19 protein-coding genes are annotated in these 22,504 nt (G+C 42.2%); 13 read left to right on the top strand and 6 right to left on the bottom strand.

Going from position 1 to position 22,504, the window contains the following annotated elements; all coding sequences use genetic code 11:
* Positions 1–497: 497 nt before the first annotated feature.
* On the bottom strand, positions 498–2,531 hold the full coding sequence (gene uvrB / locus K6V30_RS18955; RefSeq protein ID WP_010538396.1) for an excinuclease ABC subunit UvrB: 2,034 nt from the start codon (positions 2,529–2,531) through the stop codon (positions 498–500).
* A gap of 135 nt (positions 2,532–2,666) precedes the next feature.
* Between uvrB and K6V30_RS18950 the strand changes: the two genes are divergently transcribed.
* The 5 genes from K6V30_RS18950 to K6V30_RS18930 all read left to right on the top strand — a co-directional run bounded on the left by K6V30_RS18950 (position 2,667) and on the right by K6V30_RS18930 (position 6,443).
* A complete protein-coding gene (locus tag K6V30_RS18950) occupies positions 2,667–3,965 on the top strand; it encodes a phenylacetate--CoA ligase family protein (RefSeq protein ID WP_010538395.1) in 1,299 nt (432 codons plus the stop codon).
* 116 nt (positions 3,966–4,081) lie between these two features.
* Positions 4,082–4,507, top strand: a complete 426-nt coding sequence (locus K6V30_RS18945; protein ID WP_010538394.1) for an amino acid-binding protein — start codon at positions 4,082–4,084, stop codon at positions 4,505–4,507.
* 232 nt (positions 4,508–4,739) lie between these two features.
* Complete coding sequence (locus K6V30_RS18940) at positions 4,740–5,543, top strand: outer membrane protein assembly factor BamD (protein WP_022301880.1); 804 nt, start codon at positions 4,740–4,742, stop codon at positions 5,541–5,543.
* A gap of 14 nt (positions 5,544–5,557) precedes the next feature.
* Entirely contained in the window at positions 5,558–5,893 is a 336-nt protein-coding gene (locus tag K6V30_RS18935; protein WP_004299989.1) for a DNA-directed RNA polymerase subunit omega, read from the top strand.
* Positions 5,894–5,999: 106 nt separating this feature from the next.
* On the top strand, positions 6,000–6,443 hold the full coding sequence (locus K6V30_RS18930) for a DUF4293 domain-containing protein (protein ID WP_055271681.1): 444 nt from the start codon (positions 6,000–6,002) through the stop codon (positions 6,441–6,443).
* A gap of 94 nt (positions 6,444–6,537) precedes the next feature.
* On the opposite strand, the gene K6V30_RS18925 is transcribed toward K6V30_RS18930, so the two are convergent.
* Both K6V30_RS18925 and K6V30_RS18920 read right to left on the bottom strand, forming a co-directional pair.
* The gene (locus K6V30_RS18925; protein WP_055271679.1) at positions 6,538–7,260 is read right to left on the bottom strand and encodes a porin family protein; all 723 of its coding nucleotides are present in this window, start codon (positions 7,258–7,260) and stop codon (positions 6,538–6,540) included.
* An 8-nt stretch (positions 7,261–7,268) separates the two neighbouring features.
* Positions 7,269–9,035 carry a muramidase family protein gene (locus K6V30_RS18920; protein ID WP_055271677.1) on the bottom strand — a complete coding sequence of 589 codons (1,767 nt, stop codon included), beginning with the start codon at positions 9,033–9,035 and terminating at the stop codon, positions 7,269–7,271.
* Between the two features lie 157 nt (positions 9,036–9,192).
* Between K6V30_RS18920 and uvrA the strand changes: the two genes are divergently transcribed.
* The 3 genes from uvrA (at position 9,193) to K6V30_RS18905 (ending at position 14,195) form a co-directional block, all read left to right on the top strand.
* Positions 9,193–12,018, top strand: coding sequence for an excinuclease ABC subunit UvrA (gene uvrA, locus K6V30_RS18915; protein WP_055271685.1), 2,826 nt, complete (start codon positions 9,193–9,195; stop codon positions 12,016–12,018).
* 104 nt (positions 12,019–12,122) lie between these two features.
* Positions 12,123–12,602, top strand: coding sequence for a Cys-tRNA(Pro) deacylase (gene ybaK, locus K6V30_RS18910; protein WP_010538388.1), 480 nt, complete (start codon positions 12,123–12,125; stop codon positions 12,600–12,602).
* 75 nt (positions 12,603–12,677) lie between these two features.
* On the top strand, positions 12,678–14,195 hold the full coding sequence (locus K6V30_RS18905) for a peptide MFS transporter (protein WP_022301875.1): 1,518 nt from the start codon (positions 12,678–12,680) through the stop codon (positions 14,193–14,195).
* 91 nt (positions 14,196–14,286) lie between these two features.
* Here K6V30_RS18905 and K6V30_RS18900 read toward each other — a convergent pair whose 3' ends face one another.
* Positions 14,287–14,784, bottom strand: a complete 498-nt coding sequence (locus K6V30_RS18900) for a GNAT family N-acetyltransferase (protein WP_010538386.1) — start codon at positions 14,782–14,784, stop codon at positions 14,287–14,289.
* A gap of 167 nt (positions 14,785–14,951) precedes the next feature.
* Here K6V30_RS18900 and K6V30_RS18895 point away from each other — a divergent pair, with 167 nt between their 5' ends.
* The 5 genes from K6V30_RS18895 to K6V30_RS18875 all read left to right on the top strand — a co-directional run bounded on the left by K6V30_RS18895 (position 14,952) and on the right by K6V30_RS18875 (position 18,840).
* Positions 14,952–15,278, top strand: a complete 327-nt coding sequence (locus K6V30_RS18895; protein ID WP_010538385.1) for a PadR family transcriptional regulator — start codon at positions 14,952–14,954, stop codon at positions 15,276–15,278.
* A 21-nt stretch (positions 15,279–15,299) separates the two neighbouring features.
* Entirely contained in the window at positions 15,300–16,394 is a 1,095-nt protein-coding gene (locus K6V30_RS18890) for a PspC domain-containing protein (RefSeq protein ID WP_022301873.1), read from the top strand.
* A 153-nt stretch (positions 16,395–16,547) separates the two neighbouring features.
* Entirely contained in the window at positions 16,548–17,546 is a 999-nt protein-coding gene (locus K6V30_RS18885; protein WP_022301872.1) for an MBL fold metallo-hydrolase, read from the top strand.
* Between the two features lie 20 nt (positions 17,547–17,566).
* Positions 17,567–18,076 carry a flavin reductase family protein gene (locus K6V30_RS18880; protein ID WP_010538382.1) on the top strand — a complete coding sequence of 170 codons (510 nt, stop codon included), beginning with the start codon at positions 17,567–17,569 and terminating at the stop codon, positions 18,074–18,076.
* Positions 18,077–18,180: 104 nt separating this feature from the next.
* Entirely contained in the window at positions 18,181–18,840 is a 660-nt protein-coding gene (locus tag K6V30_RS18875) for a hypothetical protein (RefSeq protein WP_010538381.1), read from the top strand.
* 104 nt (positions 18,841–18,944) lie between these two features.
* Here the strand turns inward: K6V30_RS18875 and dpp5 are convergent, their stop codons facing one another.
* Together dpp5 and bexA are read right to left on the bottom strand one after the other, a co-directional pair.
* Complete coding sequence (dpp5, locus tag K6V30_RS18870; RefSeq protein WP_022301870.1) at positions 18,945–21,044, bottom strand: dipeptidyl-peptidase Dpp5; 2,100 nt, start codon at positions 21,042–21,044, stop codon at positions 18,945–18,947.
* Between the two features lie 46 nt (positions 21,045–21,090).
* Complete coding sequence (bexA, locus tag K6V30_RS18865) at positions 21,091–22,422, bottom strand: multidrug efflux MATE transporter BexA (protein WP_022301869.1); 1,332 nt, start codon at positions 22,420–22,422, stop codon at positions 21,091–21,093.
* Positions 22,423–22,504: the final 82 nt, after the last annotated feature.

The following is a 22,504-nucleotide window of genomic DNA, read 5'->3' as shown; positions in this document are numbered from 1 at the left end:
GACACAACCTCATCAGAAACTCTGAGATTTTTGGGATGATCGTCAATCATTATATCTCCTTTGATACTGTTTTTGCGTCCGCAAAATATCATTTGCTCCCATGTGATGAAAGGGAAATGTTTGTTGAGCCATTCTTGTTTTTCTGTTAGACTTTGCGGATATTCGGTGGCTGAAGACTATACTATAGCTTCTTTGGGGGGATATCGATTATTTGGTTACTGAAGATTCCAAAGTAGAGTCTATTATGGAACATTGGCCAAGGCATTCGTATATTATTTTATAGAATTGAAAAAGCTTAGATAACGTATGGACATAAAAAAAGGAGCAACGCCTTGCTCCAACCTTTGTTAACCTTAAATCTAATACTATGAAAAACACAGTGCAAAGATACGTACTTCTGTGATATTAGCAAATTATTCATCCTTAATAGGTGTTTTTATAACACTAATTAGCAAAAGTGCGGGTTTGTTATAGATTTATTGATATTTATGAGCCGTTTATCCCCATTTTTCTTTCATCAAATCTTCCAGTTTTAATAATTCGTTCCGATATTGGGCGGCTTCGATAAATTCCAGCTTTTTGGCAGCTTCCTGCATTAATTTGCGGGTACGTTCTATGCTCTTCTCCATTTGTGCTTTACTCATGTATTGTACAACAGGGTCGGCTGCAATATTGGGAGAGGAAGGTTCCACGTAAGCATGTTTTTCCTTCAACATTTCATCGGCTTCCGAGCCGGCATTGCCAAATACAGACAAGTTTCTGGCCTTCTTGATCTGCTGTGGAGTGATACCGTTTGCTTCATTGTAAGCCAGCTGTTTCTCACGTCGACGATTTGTTTCATCGATCGTAAGCCGCATGCTGTCCGTTATTTTATCAGCATACATAATCACTTTTCCGTTTACGTTACGGGCGGCACGTCCTGCTGTCTGGGTCAATGACCGATGGGACCGGAGGAATCCTTCCTTATCGGCATCAAGGATAGCGACAAGAGATACTTCCGGCAAGTCAAGTCCTTCACGGAGCAGATTGACGCCAATAAGTACATCGTAAACACCTTGTCGCAGGTCATCCATGATCTTCACACGTTCTAACGTATCTACATCGCTGTGAATATAGTTGCATCTTACATTATTATTGAGAAGATATTCGGTCAACTCTTCCGCCATACGTTTAGTAAGTGTTGTGACAAGTACCCGTTCTTCTTTTTCGATGCGGAGCTGAATCTCTTCCATCAGGTCGTCAATCTGGTTGAGGCTCGGTCGCACTTCGATGACAGGATCAAGCAGGCCGGTAGGACGGATAACCTGTTCTACAACGATTCCTTCCGATTGTATCAGTTCATATTCCGCCGGTGTGGCACTGACATAAATCACTTGCTTTGTCATCTCTTCAAACTCTTCAAACTTCAGAGGACGATTGTCCATGGCAGCAGGCAATCGGAAGCCGTATTCTACCAGATTGATTTTACGGGCACGGTCGCCTCCGTACATTGCGCGGACCTGCGGTATGCTTACATGGCTTTCGTCAATAACCAGTAAAAAGTCGTCCGGGAAGAAGTCGAGAAGACAATAAGGACGTGTGCCGGCAGCACGGCCATCGAAATAACGGGAATAGTTCTCGATACCGGAACAATGTCCTAATTCCCGGATCATTTCCATGTCGTAGGTCACCCGTTCGTACAGTCGTTTGGCTTCATATTCTTTACCGATAGATTCGAAGAATGCTACTTGCTTGGTTAAATCATCTTCTATCTCATGAATAGCGCGAAGAGTAGCCTCTTTGGTGGTCATGAATAGGTTGGCGGGATAAATCTTATAAGCTTCGAAAGGGGCGGTAGTCATGCCGGTAATCGGGTCCACTTCTTCTATGCCATCAATTTCATCCCCCCAGAAAGTGACGCGAAGCAAGGTGTCCGAATAAGCGAGATAAATATCTACCGTATCTCCTTTTACGCGGAAGTTGCCTCGATTCAGTTCAATATCGTTACGGACATACAGGCTATCTACAAGACGACGCAGGAAAACATTGCGGTCGAGCATCCGGCCCCGTTCAATTTCAATTACATTTTTATAGAAATCCGACGGGTTTCCCATACCATAGATACAGGAAACAGAGGATACGACTACTACATCTTTCCGACCGGATAACAGAGAAGAGGTAGCAGCAAGACGCAGTTTGTCAATCTCGTCATTAATGGCAAGATCCTTTTCTATATAAGTGTCTGAATTCGGCAGATAGGCTTCCGGCTGGTAATAGTCATAATATGAAACGTAGTATTCTACGGCGTTATTAGGGAAGAATCCCTTGAACTCACTGTATAGCTGCGCTGCCAGTGTTTTATTATGGCTCAATATCAACGTAGGTTTGTTGATGTTGGCGATCACATTGGCGATGGTGAATGTTTTTCCCGACCCGGTAACTCCCAATAATGTCTGTGCAGGAACTCCCTGAAGTACCCCTTCAGTGAGCTGAGCGATGGCTTCCGGTTGGTCCCCGGTAGGTTTGTAAGCTGATGTTAGTTCAAAATTCATAGTTAAATCCTAAAAAGTGGAGCAATATTCGGCAAAATAATTGAGATTACAAATCATTTTTCCAAATAAATCCTTTACTTTGCAACATATTAATATCATGAAACAGATTCATACAACTAATAATACCAAGAGAACATGATTTGGAATGAGACCATTGAGTGTATGGACCGCGAAAGTCTTCGCAAGATTCAAAGCATACGACTCAAGAAAATTGTGGATTACGTTTATCACAACACGCCTTTCTATCGGAAGAAAATGCAGGAAATGGGTATAACCCCGGATGATATCAATTCGATTGACGATATCGTGAAACTGCCGTTTACTACGAAACATGATTTAAGAGATAATTATCCTTTTGGACTTTGTGCTGTACCGATGAGCCAGATTGTGCGCATTCACGCTTCTTCCGGTACTACCGGAAAGCCGACAGTAGTGGGATACACCCGCAAAGACCTGTCATCATGGGCGGAATGTATATCACGTGCTTTTACTGCTTATGGAGCAGGTCGTTCAGATATATTTCAGGTTTCTTATGGATATGGACTTTTTACCGGTGGGTTAGGAGCACATGCCGGAGCTGAGAATATTGGAGCGTCTGTGATTCCGATGTCCAGTGGTAATACAGAGAAACAGATCACATTAATGCATGATTTTGGATCAACTGTTCTTTGCTGTACTCCTTCGTATGCGCTTTATCTGGCGGATGCCATTAAAGATTCTGGTTATCCGCGTGAAGAGTTCCAGCTGAAAGTGGGAGCTTTCGGTGCAGAGCCCTGGACAGAGAATATGCGTCATGAAATCGAAGATAAGCTCGGTATCAAAGCATATGATATCTACGGATTGAGTGAAATAGCCGGGCCGGGTGTCGGTTATGAGTGTGAATGCCAGCATGGCACGCACTTGAATGAAGATCATTATTTCCCGGAAATTATAGATCCGAATACATTGTTGCCGATAGAACCCGGGCAGACGGGTGAACTGGTGTTTACTCATCTGACAAAGGAAGGAATGCCATTGCTCCGTTACCGTACGCGTGATTTGACAGCGTTGCATTATGATAAATGTTCCTGCGGGCGTACATTGGTTCGTATGGATCGTATTTTGGGACGTAGTGACGATATGCTGATTATCCGTGGTGTGAATGTATTCCCGACTCAGATAGAGTCTGTTATACTTGAGATGGAAGAGTTCGAACCACATTATTTGTTAATAGTGGACCGTGAAAACAATACCGATACCATGGAACTTCAGGTAGAAGTGCGTCCGAATTTCTATTCGGATGAGATAAACCGCATGCTGGCGTTGAAGAAGAAGCTGGCAGGTCGTCTGCAAAGTGTGCTTGGTCTGGGAGTGAATGTAAAGCTGGTAGAGCCGCGTAGCATTGAACGTAGCGTGGGCAAAGCAAAACGAGTGATTGACAACAGAAAAATTTGAAATAGATATTAAGTAATAGGTATTAAGTATTATCGTAGCTGTAAATGGAATCCGCATGGCTGATATTTAATACATATTACCTAATACCTGTATTTAAAACTTAAAACTTTACGATAATGGTAGCAAAACAACTCTCTATCTTTTTGGAAAACAAGTCCGGCCGTTTGACGGAAGTGACTGAAGTGCTGGCAAAAGAGAATATCAATCTTTCTGCCTTGTGCATCGCCGAAAATGCTGATTTTGGCATTTTGCGTGGAATTGTATCCGATCCGGATAAAGCATATAAAGCATTGAAAGATAATCATTTTGCTGTGAATATAACAGATGTAGTTGGTATTAGCTGTCCGAATGTGCCGGGAGCTTTGGCAAAAGTGCTGGGATTCTTGTCGGCAGAGGGCGTCTTTATCGAATACATGTATTCATTTGCCAATAATAATGTGGCAAATGTTGTGATTCGTCCCAGCAATATGGATAAGTGTATTGAAGTACTGAAAGAAAAGAAAGTCGATCTGTTGGCTGCGAGCGAATTGTATAAGCTGTAACCGGGTGACTGACAATACAAGCGGACGGTGAACGAGGAACAGTAGGGCTGGTGTATGAGCATGGCACTACTTGTTTGTCGTTCACCGTTTATTATTGACTGTTGGCAGCTTCCCGTTTGACGTCATTTTTTCTCTTTTCGTCGATGTTTAACGCCTTTTATGTATTAAAAAACATAGATTAATTGGTTAATTCCCCGCGAATAAGTAACTTTGCGCAATATTTTTTAAAAGGATGAAGAAAAATATCATTATAACTTTGCTCGCAGCAGCCTCTCTGACATCGTGTGGAGAGTACAACAAATTGCTGAAAAGTACCGATTACGAATACAAGTACGAGGCCGCCAAAAACTATTTTGCAAAAGGGCAGTATAACCGCTCAGCTACCCTGCTGAACGAATTGATTACAATCCTTAAAGGAACTGATAAGGCGGAGGAGTCTCTGTATATGTTGGGTATGAGTTACTATAATCAGAAAGATTATCAGACAGCTGCCCAGACATTTATCACCTATTTCAACACTTATCCTCGTGGGACTTTCACTGAACTGGCACGTTTCCATGCAGGTAAATCCCTGTTCTTGGATACTCCGGAACCACGTTTGGATCAATCAAGCACTTATCAGGCTATCCAGCAACTGCAGATGTTCATGGAGTATTTCCCGAACAGTACCAAGAAGCAGGAAGCGCAAGATATGATTTTTGCTTTGCAGGATAAGCTGGTGTTGAAAGAACTCTATTCAGCGAAGTTGTATTATAATCTGGGCAACTATCTGGGAAATAACTATGAGTCATGTGTAATTACAGCCCAGAATGCACTCAAAGATTATCCCTATACAGATTATCGCGAAGAACTTTCTATCTTGATTCTGCGTGCCAGACATGAAATGGCCATTTATAGTGTAGAAGATAAGAAGATGGATCGTTACCGTGAAACGGTAGATGAATATTATGCTTTTAAGAATGAATTTCCAGAAAGCAAATACCTGAAAGAGGCCGAAAAAATATTCAATGAATCACAGAAAGTAATTAAAGACTAAATTTAAATAGATTTATGGACTACAAAAAAACGAATGCTCCTGCTACGACAGTAACCCGTGATATGATGGAACTCTGTGCTGACACAGGGAATGTTTATGAAACTGTTGCCATTATTGGTAAGCGTGCTAATCAGATTAGTGTGGAAATTAAAAACGATCTTTCTAAGAAATTAGCAGAGTTTGCTTCTTACAATGATAATCTGGAAGAAGTATTCGAAAATAGAGAGCAGATTGAAATTTCTCGTTATTATGAGAAACTTCCGAAACCTGACTTGATTGCTACACAGGAATACATCGAAGGGAAAATTTATTATAGAAATCCGGCTAAGGAGAAAGAGAAACTTCAGTAATTTATTTTCTAACGAAAGAATTGATAGTCAAGTAGTAAGCGGGAAGTATTTTCCTATTCCTTATTGCTTGGCTATTATTGTTTAACTTAACTACTATAGAATATTTATGATTCAACGGATTCAAAGTTTGTACTTATTGATTGTTACAGCGTTGCTGATCGCAGCAATGTGTTTGCCAATGGGATATTTTATCGACACTACGGGAGAACATCCTTTTAAAGCTCTGGGAATAGATGTGAATGGAACTTTCCAGTCTACTTGGGGGATATTTGGTATTCTGATGCTGAGTGCCCTGGTAGCTTTTGCGACTATTTTTCTGTATAAGAACCGCATGTTACAGATTCGCATGTCGATCTTCAATAGTTTGTTGCTGGTAGGTTATTATATTGCCTTTGTTGCTTTCTATTTTGCATTGAAGAGCGACGCTAATTTGTTCCGTATTGGTTGGGCACTTTGTTTGCCACTGGTATCCATTGTTCTGAACGTGCTGGCTATTCGTGCTATCGGACGTGATGAAGTGATGGTGAAGGCTGCAGACAGACTTCGGTAAGAGTATGAAAGAAGCTCCCGGCATAGGGAGTGGCTTTATAGAAATAAAAAAACAGGCGCGAACTTCGCGCCTGTTTTTTTATTTCTACTATCTTTTACTTTTTCAGATCGAATAGATAAGTGAATTTCACCGTGATTGTGCCATGAGCTGCACGAGAGAAATAGTCTTTTTTCGTTGTACTGTAAAAGTCGGACAATGCAAAATAATAACGTCCTTCGAGCAGGAAGCTGCCGGCTTTCTTGGTTCTGAATTCTATTCCACCACCACCGGCTATACCGTAATCGAATTTGTTTTGGATTTTATCACCGTAAACAGCTTTTTGCGTGTCTGTCAGTTTATTCATATCTATATTCTCCATGCTTTCAGATTCGCCGATCAAGAGTCCGATCTGCGGACCGGCGTTGACAAAGAATTGCAATCCTCTTTCTTTTCCGAATGCCAGATGCGCCAGGAAAGGGATATCGATATAAGTCATTTTCCGTGTGTATGAGCGGGTAGGATCTTCCACTGTCTGTCCGTTTGCATCCATAATTTCGAATAGCTCATCCCAGCCACGTTGTGAGATGTTTAACTCCACTTGCGCGCCACAGATCATCGCAAAATATTTTTCGGAAATATAACGTGCTGTCAACCCTCCGGTGATACCCATTAATGAGTTTTGCTTGATTTTAGGAGTAAATGAAGCACTGTTTAAGTTGACACCCCCATTAAACCCGACAGAAAAATTCTGGCGTGGTTCGCCAATCTGTGCGGTGGCCGGAAGTGCAAGTCCCATTATCAGGGAAGCAGCGATCAGAACAGATTTTATCTTTATCATTTTTTGTATTATTCGAAGTCAAGTTTTACTAATTCAAAATTCTTCGTGAAATGGATGAAGAATACTTTCTTGTTGATGAATCCTCCCCAGTTGTTGACGCGTTCAAATTTGAATCCTGTCTGTATGGGAGTCAGATTCATTTTTGGCAAGTTGTTTTCCAGCTCCGAGCCATAGCGTGACAATCCTTTCAGAAAGAAGAAACCTGTATCAAAACCGAGCATTCCGTAGCTGGGATATTTGCTGACTAAATCTTTACTATACCATTTGTGGTAATTGTTGGTGAACTGTATAGCAGCCGGAAACAATGTATTGGTGTAGAATGATGAATAGAAATAGGTATCCAGTTCAAAGAAACTTTCCAGATGATCCCGGGTGTACGTTTGCCATTCAGGATAACCGAACAGGCGGATATTCTGCTCCGGAGTGTCTCTGACCAATAGAATCAGCTGAGGAAGAATCTTGATCAGCATAACATTATTGCCTGAAGCCGGGATGAAAACATTTTCCTTGTCAGTGCGAAGAGCTTCCTTCAGCATATCTTTGGTAGCGTTTTCATTGACGGTTTTCATCGATATTCCCTTGTTTTTCAACTCTTGTTTCATGCCACTTATAAACTCAGCCTTTTCTTTGTCTGCGCTGGTTGGCTCAATGAAAATGACGTTTGCATTCGGAAATTGGCGGGTAAAGTGTTCGTATACTTCTGAATACAAATAGGATTGTGGAGTATTAATCTGATAGATGGCGGGATTATTAAACACCTCTTCACCTTTCGAAGAGAAAGGGATGACTAACCGTATATCATTCTTTTTTGCAAAAGTAGATAAAGGTTTGATTTGCTGCTGGTGCATCGGGCCGAAAATGACATTCATACTCTTCATCTCATTCTTAGCCAGAATAGAATTTAATGTAGAAACATCTTTCCCACAGTCATATACATATAAATCAATGGAAGTGCCTGTACGTTTCAGGCTGTCTACTGCCATCAGGAAACCTTCATAATATTCCACCATCCGTTTGTCTTCCTGGAAAGGCAATAGCAAAGCGGCTTTGATAGTGGAAATTTCCTGAGGAGTTTCTTTACTCTTGCGGAAAAGTTCGTTGTTGCTGGGTGGAATAGCGTACGGGTCCTCTTTGGGAGTTGTCGGCTGCATCGTTATTGCGCCAGGATAGGGGATGCAAAGATATTGTCCTTTTTTCATTCCGTTTTTCAGTTCGGGATTGGCGGCAAGCAGTTCTTGCTCGCTGATTCCGTATTCGCGGCTTACGCTGAATACAGTTTCTTTGCGTTTCACCTTATGCATATCTTTGCATCTGGATTGTACAGGACCTTGGATAGCAGGTTTATCAACCGGTGTTTGTGCCGTTGCTGTTTCCGGTTCTTGCTCCAATGGGATGAGAATCACCTGACCGATACGGAAGTTTTCAGCGCTTAATCCCGGATTTGCTTCACAAATGGCTTTCGCAGATACATTATAGATTGTAGTCAGTTTATATAAAGTTTCTCCGGATTGAATCGTATGAAATGTTTCTCCTTTCTGGCTTTCTTTTCCTTTAGGGATTTTTATGGCCTGTCCGGCATAAATTTTCTCATCACATCCGGGATTCAAACGTATGATGTCGTTTGTTGTGACATTATACATCTTGGCGATTGAGTATAAACTCTGTCCTTTTTCGATGGTATGCAAGAAGTAAGATTGGTTCTCTTGTGCATAACTAATAGCGTATGAGGCGCTTATAAAAAACAAACATAAGAATATTCGGCTTATCGGTTTCATCAATTTATAACTATTGGTTCTTGAAATCAAGGAACAAAGGTACGAATAATGCCCTATATCTTCATAAGATTTGAGTTAAGAAAATAATATTGTGCTTTTTTAGGAGCATATTTCGGGCGGAAACATTAATTTTGTACCATTTATGAAGGATATGAATATGCAAGAAACAGAATATATTAATGTGTATGGTGCTCGTGTGCACAACTTGAAAGATATTGATGCTGAAATTCCCCGTAACAGTTTGACAGTGATTACCGGATTGAGTGGTAGTGGTAAATCTTCTTTGGCTTTCGATACGATATTTGCCGAGGGACAACGCCGTTATATCGAGACTTTTTCGGCCTATGCCCGCAACTTCCTGGGGAATCTGGAACGTCCGGATGTCGATAAAATAACTGGTTTGAGTCCGGTTATTTCCATTGAACAAAAGACGACGAATAAAAATCCCCGTTCCACTGTAGGAACAACAACGGAGATATACGATTATCTTCGTCTGCTTTATGCCCGTGCAGGTATTGCCTATTCGTACTTGTCGGGTGAGGAGATGGTGAAATATACGGAGGAACAGATTCTGGATCTGATTCTGAAAGATTATAAAGGAAAGAAGATATACTTGCTCGCACCATTGGTCCGCTCGCGTAAAGGACATTACAAAGAACTTTTCGAACAGGTACGCAAGAAAGGATATCTCTATGTACGGATAGATGGCGAACTGCGTGAAGTGACACATGGTATGAAGCTCGACCGTTACAAAAATCATGATATTGAGGTTGTAATAGATAAGCTGATTGTAGCTGATAAAGATGATAAACGGCTGAAACAGAGCGTGGCAACTGCGATGCGTCAAGGTGATGGCTTATTGATGATTCTCGATGCGCAAACAGAAAATATCCGCCATTACAGCAAGCGCCTGATGTGTCCGGTCACAGGATTGTCTTATCGGGAACCGGCTCCTCACAACTTCTCGTTCAACTCTCCGCAGGGAGCATGTCCGAAGTGTAAAGGATTGGGAGTCGTTAATCAGATCGATGTCGACAAGGTGATTCCCGACCGTGAACTTTCCATCTATGAAGGAGCCATAGCGCCTTTGGGAAAATACAAGAATGCGATGATTTTCTGGCAGATTGGTGCTTTGCTGGAGAAGTATGAGGCTACTTTAAAAACTCCGATGAAGGAATTGTCAGACGATGCGGTTGAAGAAATCCTGTATGGTTCTGACGATCGGATTAAGATCAAAAGTTCGTTGATAGGGACTTCTTCCGATTACTTTGTGACCTACGAGGGAGTCGTAAAATATATCCAGATGCTTCAGGAAAAAGATGCATCTGCTACAGCGCAGAAGTGGGCGGAACAGTTTGCACGGACCACTGTTTGTCCGGAATGTAAAGGTGCCCGGTTGAATAAAGAAGCATTACACTTCCGTATTCACGACAAGAACATCAATGAGCTGGCAAATATGGACATTAATGAGCTATATGACTGGCTGATGAATGTGGACCAGTTCCTGTCTGACAAACAGAAGAAAATCGCTGCCGAGATTCTGAAAGAGATTCGTACGCGTTTGAGATTCCTGCTGGATGTAGGGCTGGATTATCTGGCGCTGAATCGTAGTTCAGTCAGTCTGTCCGGTGGTGAAAGCCAGCGTATTCGTCTCGCTACACAGATTGGTTCCCAATTGGTGAATGTACTTTATATTCTGGATGAACCCAGTATCGGATTGCACCAGCGTGACAATCTGCGACTGATCCGTTCGTTGAAGGAGCTCCGTGATATGGGGAACTCTGTTATAGTAGTTGAACATGATAAAGATATGATGCTGGCTGCCGACTATGTGATTGATATGGGACCGAAAGCGGGACGTCTGGGCGGAGAAGTCGTTTTCTCCGGAACTCCGTCGGAAATGCTTAAAACCGAGACGATGACTTCGCAATATCTGAACGGAAAGATGAAAATAGAAATTCCGGTCAAGCGGAGAAAAGGGAATGGGAAGTCTATCTGGCTGAAAGGAGCGAAAGGAAATAATCTGAAGAATGTAGATGTTGAATTTCCGTTAGGTAAGTTGATTTGTGTGACAGGAGTATCCGGAAGCGGTAAGTCGACTTTGATTAATGAGACTTTGCAGCCGATTCTTTCACAGAAATTCTATCGTTCCTTGCAGGACCCCTTGGAATACGAGTCTATTGAAGGACTGGAAAATATAGATAAGGTAGTCGATGTGGATCAGTCTCCGATAGGACGTACTCCTCGCTCCAATCCGGCTACCTATACGGGTGTATTTTCAGATATCCGTAATTTGTTTGTAAGTCTTCCGGAAGCCAAGATCCGCGGTTATAAACCCGGTCGTTTCTCTTTCAATGTATCGGGCGGTCGTTGTGAAGCCTGTACGGGTAACGGATACAAGACGATTGAAATGAACTTCTTGCCGGATGTGTATGTACCTTGTGAAGTTTGCCATGGCAAACGCTATAATCGTGAAACGCTGGAAGTACGTTTCAAAGGAAAGTCCATTGCTGATGTGCTTGATATGACTATCAACCGTGCTGTCGAATTTTTTGAGAATGTTCCGCAGATTCTGAATAAGATAAAAGTCTTGCAGGATGTCGGTTTGGGCTATATTAAATTAGGACAGTCATCTACCACCCTTTCCGGTGGAGAGAGCCAGCGTGTGAAACTAGCGACAGAATTGTCCAAACGAGATACCGGTAAAACACTTTACATTCTTGACGAACCGACTACCGGCCTCCATTTCGAAGATATCCGTGTGTTGATGGGGGTACTTAATAAATTGGTGGATAAGGGCAATACCGTTATTGTAATCGAACATAACTTGGACGTTATCAAGATGGCGGATTATATCATAGACATGGGGCCTGAAGGTGGTAAGGGCGGGGGAGTACTCCTTAGCTACGGAACACCGGAAGAGGTTGCGAAGAGTCAGAAAGGTTATACTCCGAAGTTTCTTCGCGAGGAGTTAGGACTTTGATATTGAAGTATAAGTGCCGGCTTATGGGCTTTTGTCCGATAAGTCGGCATTTATCATATTCTTTAGTATATATTGCATACAAGATTAATAAAAGAAACAACAAAATGAAGATCAATAAGACGAATGCGGCGCGTTTGCTGGATAAAGCTAAAATAGCTTATGAATTGATTCCTTATGAGGTGGACGAAAATGATCTGAGTGCTATTCATGTAGCAGCCAATTTAGGCGAAAATATAGAGCAGGTATTTAAGACACTTGTTCTTCACGGTGACAAAAGCGGCTATTTTGTTTGCGTCATCCCGGGTGAACACGAAGTTGATTTGAAACTGGCGGCAAAGGCTTCCGGCAATAAAAAGTGCGATCTCATACCCGTGAAGGAACTTCTTCCGCTGACGGGATATATCCGGGGAGGTTGTTCGCCCATTGGAATGAAGAAGCATTTTCCTACTTATATTCATGACACTTGCCTGCATTTTCCGTATATTTATGTAAGTGCCGGTGTACGGGGGCTTCAGATAAAGCTTGCACCGGATGATTTAATCCGTGAATCGAGGGCAGAAATTTGCCGTTTATTTGAGGAATAAATCCAAAAAAGTATATATTTGCAGAATATATGTCATTAGAAAAATTATCAATCATTAATTAATAAATTTATATCTATGTTTGACAAACACCCTAAAGGACTGATAGCAGCCGCTTTAGCCAATCTAGGTGAACGCTTCGGCTTCTATACAATGATGGCAATCCTCGTGCTTTTCCTGCAAGCTAAGTTTGGAATGAATGGAAAAGAAGCAGGATTTATTTATTCAACTTTTTATTTCTCCATTTACATTCTTGCTTTGGTCGGAGGTATTATTGCCGATAAGACACGAAACTACAAAGGAACTATTTTCACGGGAATCGTGCTGATGGCAGTGGGGTACCTGTTGCTGGCTATTCCATCCAAGACTCCGGTAGACAATCAGACCTTTTATCTGGTGATCACCTGTGCCAGTTTGTTTGTGATTGCATTTGGTAACGGATTATTTAAAGGAAATCTGCAGGCTCTGGTAGGGCAGATGTATGATAATCCCCAATATGCAAGTATGCGTGATTCCGGTTTCTCCTTATTCTATATGTTCATTAATATCGGTGCCATTTTTGCTCCGTTTGCAGCGGTAGGTGTACGTAACTGGTGGTTATCTACTTTCGGTTACAATTATGATGCCGATCTTCCTGCATTATGTCATGGTCATTTGGCTGGTACGCTGTCACCCGAAGCTACCGAAACATATCATACATTGGTAGAGAAAGCCTCCAGTGTTCCGGTACAGGATTATACAGCATTTGCATCTGATTATTTGAATGTCTTTACCACAGGTTTCCATTATGCGTTTGGAGTGGCTATCATCGCGATGGTCATTTCTTTGACGATCTATTTGCTGAATAAGAGAAACTTCCCGGATCCCAGCAAGAAGGCAGCTGCTTCTTCCTCCTCTTCGTCTGCTACTGTAGAAATGAGTATTCAGGAAGTAAAACAACGTATGTACGCTCTCTTTGCAGTATTCGGAGTCGTTATCTTCTTCTGGTTCTCTTTCCACCAGAACGGTTTGACATTGACTTACTTTGCAAAAGAATACACTGACCTCAATTTGTTTGGCATGCCTATTTCCGCAGAGTTGTTCCAATCACTGAATCCATTCTTCGTTGTCTTCCTGACTCCTGTGATTATGGCGATCTTTGCCAGTCAGCGCAGACGTGGAAAAGAACCTTCTACTCCTAAAAAGATTGCGATTGGTATGGGTATTGCGGCATTAGCCTTTATCGTAATGGCTGTCGGCTCTTATTTTGCCAATCTACCTTTGCACAAGGATATTATTGCTGTAGGTACTTCACCGGTGAAAGTGACTCCGTTCCTGTTGATGCTGACTTATCTGATTCTGACGGTAGCTGAGTTGTACATTTCCCCGTTGGGAATTTCGTTTGTGTCTAAAGTGGCTCCTCCGAAATACCAGGGTATCATGCAGGGAGGATGGCTAGGTGCAACTGCGCTTGGTAATCAGCTGCTGGTGATCGGTGCTATCCTATACGAATCAATTCCTATCTGGATGACATGGACTGTATTTGTTGTAGCTTGTACTATTTCAATGTTTACAATGATTTTCATGCTGAAATGGCTGGAACGCGTAGCGAAATAAGCTTACGTCAGTAATACATAAAACGAATGCCCCGGAACAGATATTGTCATTCAATCCATGTTCCGGGGCATTTTGTATATAGCTTTATTTTTCAGATATCCAGTCCCATGATATAGTCATTCATGTAATATCCGTTGCCAATCGGAAAATCCCCTTCCCGCAACTTTCTCATTCCCATCCGTTCATAAAACAGTAAAGCTTTATTGTCACGGTTCACATTCAGCTCCATTAAGCAAGGTTCCGGATGTACTTCCTTTATATATTTGATAGCTTCTCTGAATAAAAAGCTGCCGCAGTGCGCGCCTTGAAAATAGGGGAGAACATAAATTTTCTGAAGATGGAATACATTTTCTTCCTGTTGTTGTACAGAGACGTAGCCGCAGGGCTCGCACTCTTCATACGCGATAAAATAAACATGGCCTTCTTCTTCCATTTGTTTCCGGATATTTTCGGGAGAGTACATCCAGTCCATCATATAATCCAGTTGTTCGGGAGATAAGATCTCTTTATAAGTAGCGGGAAATACTTCACCCGCCATTTGGTTGATCAGTCCGCAATCATCTGTGGTTGCTTTTCGAATAGTAAACATATGTATTTTCTTTTTTGTTTTTTTTTGAGTTGCAAATATAGCGATTATTTCTTTTTATAATAAGGTGGTAACTTCTTAATGGTTTAATTATTATTAAATTATAGTACTTTGCAATGCAAGGTACTAAAGTAATGCATATATTTGTTCTGTCAAAAAGAAAAAGAACAATGAATGTAGACAATGTAAAATCTCAGATGAGAAAAGGCATGTTAGAGTATTGTATCATGCTTTTACTTCACAAAGAGCCGGCCTATGCTTCTGACATTATTCAGAAGTTGAAAGAGGCGCAGCTGATTGTGGTGGAGGGTACCTTATATCCATTGCTGACACGTTTGAAGAATGACGATTTGTTGAGTTATGAATGGGTAGAATCCACGCAAGGTCCACCTCGTAAGTACTATAAGCTTACAGAAAAAGGAGAAGCCTTTTTAGGCGAGCTAGAGCTGTCCTGGAAGGAGCTGAATGAAACAGTGAATCATATTGCTAGTAGATAATTCGATAAAGAAGAAATAATAATGAAAAAAACATTGACTGTAAATTTAGGAGGAACTGTCTATCATATAGATGATGATGCCTACCGTCTGTTGGACAACTATCTGGCCAACCTGAAACATTATTTTCGCAAACAGGAGGGAGCGGAAGAGATTGTGAATGATATCGAGATTCGTATTGCCGAGTTGTTTGCCGAGAAAGTGTCTGCAGGGAAGCAAGTCATTACCCTTGCCGATGTAGAGGAAATCATAGCCCGGGTAGGCAAGCCGGAGGACTTTGGTGTATCTGACGACGAATCTGAACCTCGTAAAAAGGAGCAGGCTGCTTCTGCCGGTCAGGGATATACACGGACTGCCACTACCCGTCGCTTGTTCCGTGATCCGGATAATAAACTGCTGGGAGGTGTGGCTTCGGGGCTGGCCGCTTATTTTGACTGGGATATAACGCTGGTACGCATCTTGATGATTGTCCTGTTGTTCGTTCCTTATTGTCCGATGATTATTCTTTATATTATAGGATGGATTATCATTCCCGAAGCACGTACGGCAGCCGAAAAACTGAGCATGCGTGGGGAAGCGGTGACCATTGAGAATATAGGTAAAACGGTGACAGACGGTTTTGAACGGGTTGCCGACGGAGTGAATAACTTTGTGAACTCAGATAAGCCACGCACCTTTCTACAGAAAGTAGGCGATGTATTTGTGACGATAGCTGCCATTATTCTCAAGATATTCCTGATTGCCCTTATCATTATTTGCTGCCCGATATTGTTCGTGCTAGCGGTGTTGATAGTGGCGTTGGTGTTTGTGGTGATTGCTGCACTCATTGGCGGAGGAGCTATACTTTATGAGATGCTTCCGGCTATCGACTGGGCTCCTATAGCCACCGTATCTCCTATAATGACATTGCTGGGTACCATCTCAGGAATTGCCTTGATAGCTATTCCGTTAGGAGCCTTCCTGTATACCATTTTTCGTCAGTTGTTCCATTGGTCACCGATGGGAACCGGTCTGAAATGGTCTCTGTTTATCCTGTGGGTACTGGGGCTTGTCATCGTAATTATTAATTTGTCAGCTCTCGGATGGCAGTTGCCGTTGTATGGCCTGCACTGCTTTTAATGTAAGATTGTTCTATTAAAAAAGAATAATATTTATTCTTTTTCTGAGAAATGTACCCCGATAGTGTGTCCGGGGTACATTTTTTGTTTGTCTTTCTTTCTAAATCGAGATTTTTAATTAAGTTTGTAATAGCTTATTCAATAGATAAAGAAAATGGGTGAACATATATGTTTCAGGCGAAACGAACGTTTGGCTACCGTCAATCCTTATTGGAGAGGAAATCCGATGGTGCGCGGACGTTTTTTTAACAGGCAACACCGTTTCCGCCCCGGTATGGGAAGTGTGCTGAAATGGCGTCTGTCTCCCAATCCTCAGCGGAAAGAAAAGAAGACAGTGAAGTGGGACCCCAAAGTCTGCTATCTTCGTTCGCTGGATGTTGTGGTGGGAGATTCTTTAATATGGTTGGGGCATAATTCCTTTTTTCTTCAGCTGGCAGGTAAAAGAATCATGTTCGATCCGGTTTTCGGGAGCATCCCTTTTGTGAAGAGACAAAGTGAATTTCCTGCCAATCCCGACATTTTTACAGGAATTGATTACCTGCTCATTAGTCATGATCATTTTGACCATCTGGATAAACAGAGCATAACCCGTCTGCTGAATAACAATCCGCAAATGAAACTGTTTTGTGGGTTGGGAACCGGAGAATTGATACAAAGTTGGTTTCCGGAAATGAAGGTGATTGAGGCCGGCTGGTATCAGCAACTGGAAGATGAAGAACTGAAAATAACGTTTTTGCCGGCACAGCACTGGAGCAAACGTTCCGTGCGTGACGGAGGGCAGCGGTTGTGGGGCGCTTTCATGTTGCAGGGACATGGTGTCTCTCTTTATTATAGTGGAGATACAGGATATTCTAGCCATTTCCGGGAAATCCCGGAACTGTTCGGAGCTCCGGATTATGCTTTGCTGGGTATCGGCGCGTATAAACCCCGCTGGTTCATGCGTCCCAATCATATCTCTCCTTATGAATCACTGACTGCCTCCGAAGAGATGCGGGCAGGAATTACCATTCCGATGCATTATGGTACATTTGATTTATCAGACGAACCTTTGCATGATCCGCCTAAAGTATTTGCAGCAGAAGCAAAAAAAAGAAAGATCCGTGTGGAAATCCCTTATCTGGGAGAAATCGTAAAACTGAGTAAAAGAAAGTAATTATAAAACGAACTAAAGAGATGAAGAAGTTAGAAGTAAAAGACCTGAAAGAAAATTTCTTTGAGGCGATTGGTAAAGAATGGATGTTGGTTACTGCCGGTACAAAAGAGAAATTCAATACAATGACAGCCAGTTGGGGTGGTATTGGGTGGCTTTGGAATAAGCCTGTTGCTTTTGTTTTTATTCGTCCCGAACGATATACATACGAGTTTATAGAGAAAAGTGATTATCTGACGCTTTCCTTTTTGGGAGAAGCCAACAAAAAGGTCCATGCAATTTGTGGCTCAAAATCCGGTCGTGATATGGACAAAGTGAAAGCAACCGGACTGAAACCTGTATTTACAGAACAGGGCAATGTGTTTTTTGAACAAGCCCGCCTGATTTTGGAATGCAAAAAACTTTATGCGGACAATATTAAACCGGATTGTTTCCTCGATAAGGAATCTATAGAAAAATGGTATGGCGGTGCTCATGGAGGTTTCCATAAGATGTATATAGTAGAAATTGAAAATATTTGGGAGGGAGATTAATTCTCCCTTTTTTTATTTTTTATCGGTAAAACTTTGACAAGTGATATAAATATTATACATTTGCCCTAAACTAAACTATTGTAACACAACTAAAACTAAGCGTTATGAAAACAAAAATGTTCTTTCTTGCAGGTATCTGCGCTGCACTCGCAGCTTGTAGTAGTGATTCGGATGAAGTGTCTTCTTCTCCATCCAATGCTCCGGCGATATTAGAGGTCGTTTCCTATAAGTTTGTGCAGGAGGAAACGGATGTGGTAGAGTGGATAGAAGGAGAGGTGCAAGTACTACAACATGTTGAGAATAATAAGAGCACACCTCTTCCAATGGAGTATAAATCGGAAGAAAGGTATAAGGATTATTCTTTATTTGTATTAACGGATGGCGTATTGCCAAATAAAGTTGAAAACTTGGAGGATTTAAAGATTAGTGTACCTATCGTAGATACCAAAGGAAAACTTTTTTATAGTGGTGGAGTAGAAACTCCATTGATTTTTGGACGTCAACAAGCTGTAGAAAATGGAGACCGTTCCGTTGAACGTATCAGCTATACAGTTCCACCCTATTCTATTTATGAAATAACGAGGCATGACTGCGGATATAAATGTACATTAACTTTTTATATAACTCTAAGAGATTTAAATACTGATAAAAAATATCCATTGAAAGGTAAATGGACAGGGATACAGTTTAATAGTTTACGTAAGACTTTGTCTGATGTTACTGATAAGTCGTCTGTAAATTATGTAAATTATGAGATAGAATAATTTCAGATAATAGCTACAATAAGAATGTCCTATATGCTGACTAATGAAAGCTGCATATAGGACATTTTATTTAATGATCATTTTTAGAATGATCTTTGTTTAAACTATTGCTTGTTTGATTTCAGCCATTTATCCAGCCACTCAAAGAAAGTGCGTTGCCACAAGACACCATTCTGCGGTTTCAGTACCCAATGGTTCTCGTCCGGATAAATCAGTAACTCGGCAGGTACACCACGCATTACAGCGGCATCAAATGCAGCCATAGCCTGATTAGCCAGAATACGGAAATCTTTCTCTCCATGAATACAGAGAATCGGAGTATCCCATTTATCTACGAATAGGTGAGGGGAGTTGGCGAAAGTGCGCTGTGCTACCGGATTTTGTTTTTCCCAGTATGCGCCACCCATATCCCAGTTGGCAAACCATTTTTCTTCTGTTTCCAGATATTGCATTTCCATATTGAAGATTCCGTCGTGAGCGATAAAGGCTTTGAAGCGTTTGTCATGATGACCGGCTAACCAATATACGGAGAATCCTCCGAAACTAGCGCCAACACATCCCAGACGGTCTTTATCTACATACGATTCTTTAGCCATCTCATCGATAGCAGTGAAGTAGTCTTTCATACACTGACCGCCATAATCACCGCTAATCTGTTCATTCCATTCCACTCCGAATCCCGGCAGTCCGCGACGGTTCGGGGCTACAATGATATAGTCGTTGGCAGCCATAATCTGGAAATTCCAACGATAAGACCAGAACTGGCTTACCGGACTCTGAGGGCCACCTTCGCAGAACAATAGTGTCGGATATTTCTTATTCGGATCGAACTGGGGAGGATAGATTACCCATGTCAGCATATCCTTGCCATCCGTCGTTTTCATCCAGCGACCTTCTACCTTGCCCATTTCCAACTGATCATAGATATGCTTATTCTCCTGCGTCAATTGAGTAGCAGAACCATCCAGTGCTACGGCATAGATTTCGTCGCCCATGCTCATAGAATGACGTTTGGCAATTAGTTTGTCGCCAAAGAGCGCTACCCCTTCGTAATCATACATTCCCGAAGTGATCGCTTTCACAGAGTCATTTGTCAGGTCAAGAGAGTAAATCTGAGTTTCTCCATGCCACACACCTGTAAAATAGATTGTCTTGGCATCATTTCCCCAGATAAACGCATCTACATTAGACTCAAATGCCTTGCTGACAAAACGTTTCTCACCGGTTTCCAGATTCATGATAAACAAGCGGTTCAGATCAGCTTCGTAACCGTCACGCTCCATGCTTTGCCATGCAATATACTTGCCATCCGGAGAATATTGCGGGTTGGTGTCATATCCCTTGTTTTCTTCGGTGATATTATCCGTTTTCTTTGTATTCAGATCATACACATAAATATCCGAATTGGTAGAAATCGCATATTCCAGCCCCGTTTTTTTACGACAGGTATAAGCCACTTTGTCCGAAGTCGCATTCCATGCCAGTTGTTCAATACCGCCCCAAGGCTTCATCGGACTTTCGTATGGTTCTCCTTCCAGTATATCTACGATATTGGAAATACCGTTGCCGTCAAAATCGGCCACAAAAGGATGTGGTGCAGTGGTCACCCACTCATCCCAGTGTTTATACATCAGATCGGTGATGATAATACCGGTAGCTTTCGGCAGATCCGGATGCTTGTCGGCAGTACTTTCTTTGGTTTTCACTTGCGATATAAACAGTAGTTTCTTGCCGTCCGGTGAGATTGAATAACCTTCAATGTCTCCGTCGTAGTTGGTCAGTTGTTTGCGACCGCTACCGTCCGGGTTCATCTCATACAACTGGCTGCTTCCGTTGTCGTTGCTCAGGAAAACCAGCTTCGTTCCTCCTTTGATCCAGGTCACTTCATTTTCCTGATAAGGAGTGCGGGTGATCTGCCGGTTGTCGCTGCCGTCCGCGTTCATGACGAAAACTTCGCGATTACTCTTGTTTTCCGGTACACTGTAGTATGCTACCGTATACGCAATTTTCTTTCCGTCGGGCGATACCGCCAATCCTCCGATACGTCCCATTGCCCAAAGAGCTTCAGGCGTCATGCGCTTCCCTTCGATCTTAATATCGGATTTTTCGATAAGCACCTGATCCGTTTTGCCTGCGTCTTTTGTTCCGCCGCAGGCAGCTAACAACATTGCTGCCGACATCATAAATAGATTTGCTTGTCTCATATTTTATAAAATGTTTATTTTCTTGCGAAGATAATGAAAAAAGAATTTAAATCTTCTTTTTCTGCCAGTTTCCTTTCTTCATATACCAGTAGCAGAAGAGAAGGATAAAAATACCATATACATGTTCCGTTGTCCAGGCGAATGCGATATCCATTTTCAAGTAAAGAATAAAGTATGTGGCGTAAGCTACATAAATTGCCAGTACACAGAGTTCCATGGCCAGTGCCGTGCGGGTATTTCCTGTTCCCGATACTGACTGGAAATAAACGTTGGCCGGCACCAATAACAGATAGGCTGAACAAAGCACCCATAGCGAAGGTATGGAGGCTGCCCTTAAATCGGGTATGTCCGTGTAAATGCGCAAAATCAGGTCCGGGAACAAGCAGAAGAACACCAATATAGGCAGTACGAACACATATCCGATGCGGATATGCTGGTTGATCGTTCCCCGTACACAGTCTTTCTCTCCCGCACCAATCAGGTTGCTGACCAGTGAACCGCACGTAGCGGCAAAAGCCATGGCCACCATGAATGGAATTCCCGATACATTCCGGATGATGTTGGCGATAGCCAGCGAACGCTCTCCCAAATGCTCTACAAACAGGAAGAACATAAACCAAGTGGACAGAGATACGAAATTCTGAATCATTGTCCATACGGAAACGTTGAGAATCCGCTTGAGAGTCCGGCTCTGGAATTTAGGCAGAATATTCAGCGCATACTTCTTGCAGTCGATCCGTTTCCATGTATAAATGATAAAGAAGATGGCGGAAACTAATTCGGCCAGTGAAGAACCGATAGCTGCACCGGCGATACCCAACTGCGGGAAACCGAATTTACCGAAAATCAGGATGTAGTTGAATACCACATTCGACAATACCATTACGACGGAGTTCAGCGTCAGTGTCTTAGTCTGTGTCGTGCCGACAAAGAAAGCACGGAACATCACTCCGACAAAGGAGAAGAAGAACCCGTAAACCCGCCAGTGGATATAGCTTTCGGCTGCATCATAAATGTGGTGGGACGAAATGATATTTTTCAGGATAAGCGGTGAAAAGACAATCGAAAGTGTAAATAAGACTGCGGCAATAGCCAGAAGAAAATAGACGCCCTGATAGAAAATCGGCCCGATTTCCTTGTAGTTCCCTTCCCCGTTACGACGGGCAATCAGGATTTGTGCTCCGATACTGAATCCGAAGGCCATCATGAAGATAGCCAGATAATATACACCTGCGATGGCAGATGCCCCTAATTCTATTTCCCCGACGCGTCCGAGGAATGCGGTATCCGTCATACCGATCATTTGCTCCATGATCAGACTGATCAGAATAGGGTAGGCGATCGTCCAGATTTGTTTATAAGTATATTTTGTCTTCATATTAAGTTTGTTTTTTAGAGAAAGAAAGCCGGACAAACCCCATTCGGTTGCCCGGCTTTCTCAGAATATATTTTCCGATAAT

The sequence above is a fragment of the Bacteroides faecis genome (genome assembly GCF_020091505.1).
Classification (GTDB): domain Bacteria; phylum Bacteroidota; class Bacteroidia; order Bacteroidales; family Bacteroidaceae; genus Bacteroides; species Bacteroides faecis.
Note: the sequence above shows the minus strand (reverse complement) of the source record. Positions and strands in the feature narration are given on the sequence as shown.

Excerpts from the sequence above, each read along its gene's own strand:
- K6V30_RS18950 (WP_010538395.1), top strand. The coding sequence starts at position 2,667 with ATGATTTGGAATGAGACCATTGAGTGTATGGACCGCGAAAGTCTTCGC.
- K6V30_RS18885 (WP_022301872.1), top strand. The coding sequence starts at position 16,548 with ATGGGTGAACATATATGTTTCAGGCGAAACGAACGTTTGGCTACCGTC.
- uvrB (WP_010538396.1), bottom strand. The coding sequence starts at position 2,531 with ATGAATTTTGAACTAACATCAGCTTACAAACCTACCGGGGACCAACCG.
- K6V30_RS18905 (WP_022301875.1), top strand. The coding sequence starts at position 12,678 with ATGTTTGACAAACACCCTAAAGGACTGATAGCAGCCGCTTTAGCCAAT.
- K6V30_RS18900 (WP_010538386.1), bottom strand. The coding sequence starts at position 14,784 with ATGTTTACTATTCGAAAAGCAACCACAGATGATTGCGGACTGATCAAC.
- K6V30_RS18935 (WP_004299989.1), top strand. The coding sequence starts at position 5,558 with ATGGACTACAAAAAAACGAATGCTCCTGCTACGACAGTAACCCGTGAT.
- K6V30_RS18895 (WP_010538385.1), top strand. The coding sequence starts at position 14,952 with ATGAATGTAGACAATGTAAAATCTCAGATGAGAAAAGGCATGTTAGAG.
- dpp5 (WP_022301870.1), bottom strand. The coding sequence starts at position 21,044 with ATGAGACAAGCAAATCTATTTATGATGTCGGCAGCAATGTTGTTAGCT.
- K6V30_RS18890 (WP_022301873.1), top strand. The coding sequence starts at position 15,300 with ATGAAAAAAACATTGACTGTAAATTTAGGAGGAACTGTCTATCATATA.
- bexA (WP_022301869.1), bottom strand. The coding sequence starts at position 22,422 with ATGAAGACAAAATATACTTATAAACAAATCTGGACGATCGCCTACCCT.
- K6V30_RS18875 (WP_010538381.1), top strand. The coding sequence starts at position 18,181 with ATGAAAACAAAAATGTTCTTTCTTGCAGGTATCTGCGCTGCACTCGCA.
- K6V30_RS18930 (WP_055271681.1), top strand. The coding sequence starts at position 6,000 with ATGATTCAACGGATTCAAAGTTTGTACTTATTGATTGTTACAGCGTTG.
- K6V30_RS18945 (WP_010538394.1), top strand. The coding sequence starts at position 4,082 with ATGGTAGCAAAACAACTCTCTATCTTTTTGGAAAACAAGTCCGGCCGT.
- K6V30_RS18920 (WP_055271677.1), bottom strand. The coding sequence starts at position 9,035 with ATGAAACCGATAAGCCGAATATTCTTATGTTTGTTTTTTATAAGCGCC.
- K6V30_RS18940 (WP_022301880.1), top strand. The coding sequence starts at position 4,740 with ATGAAGAAAAATATCATTATAACTTTGCTCGCAGCAGCCTCTCTGACA.
- K6V30_RS18925 (WP_055271679.1), bottom strand. The coding sequence starts at position 7,260 with ATGATAAAGATAAAATCTGTTCTGATCGCTGCTTCCCTGATAATGGGA.
- K6V30_RS18880 (WP_010538382.1), top strand. The coding sequence starts at position 17,567 with ATGAAGAAGTTAGAAGTAAAAGACCTGAAAGAAAATTTCTTTGAGGCG.
- ybaK (WP_010538388.1), top strand. The coding sequence starts at position 12,123 with ATGAAGATCAATAAGACGAATGCGGCGCGTTTGCTGGATAAAGCTAAA.
- uvrA (WP_055271685.1), top strand. The coding sequence starts at position 9,193 with ATGCAAGAAACAGAATATATTAATGTGTATGGTGCTCGTGTGCACAAC.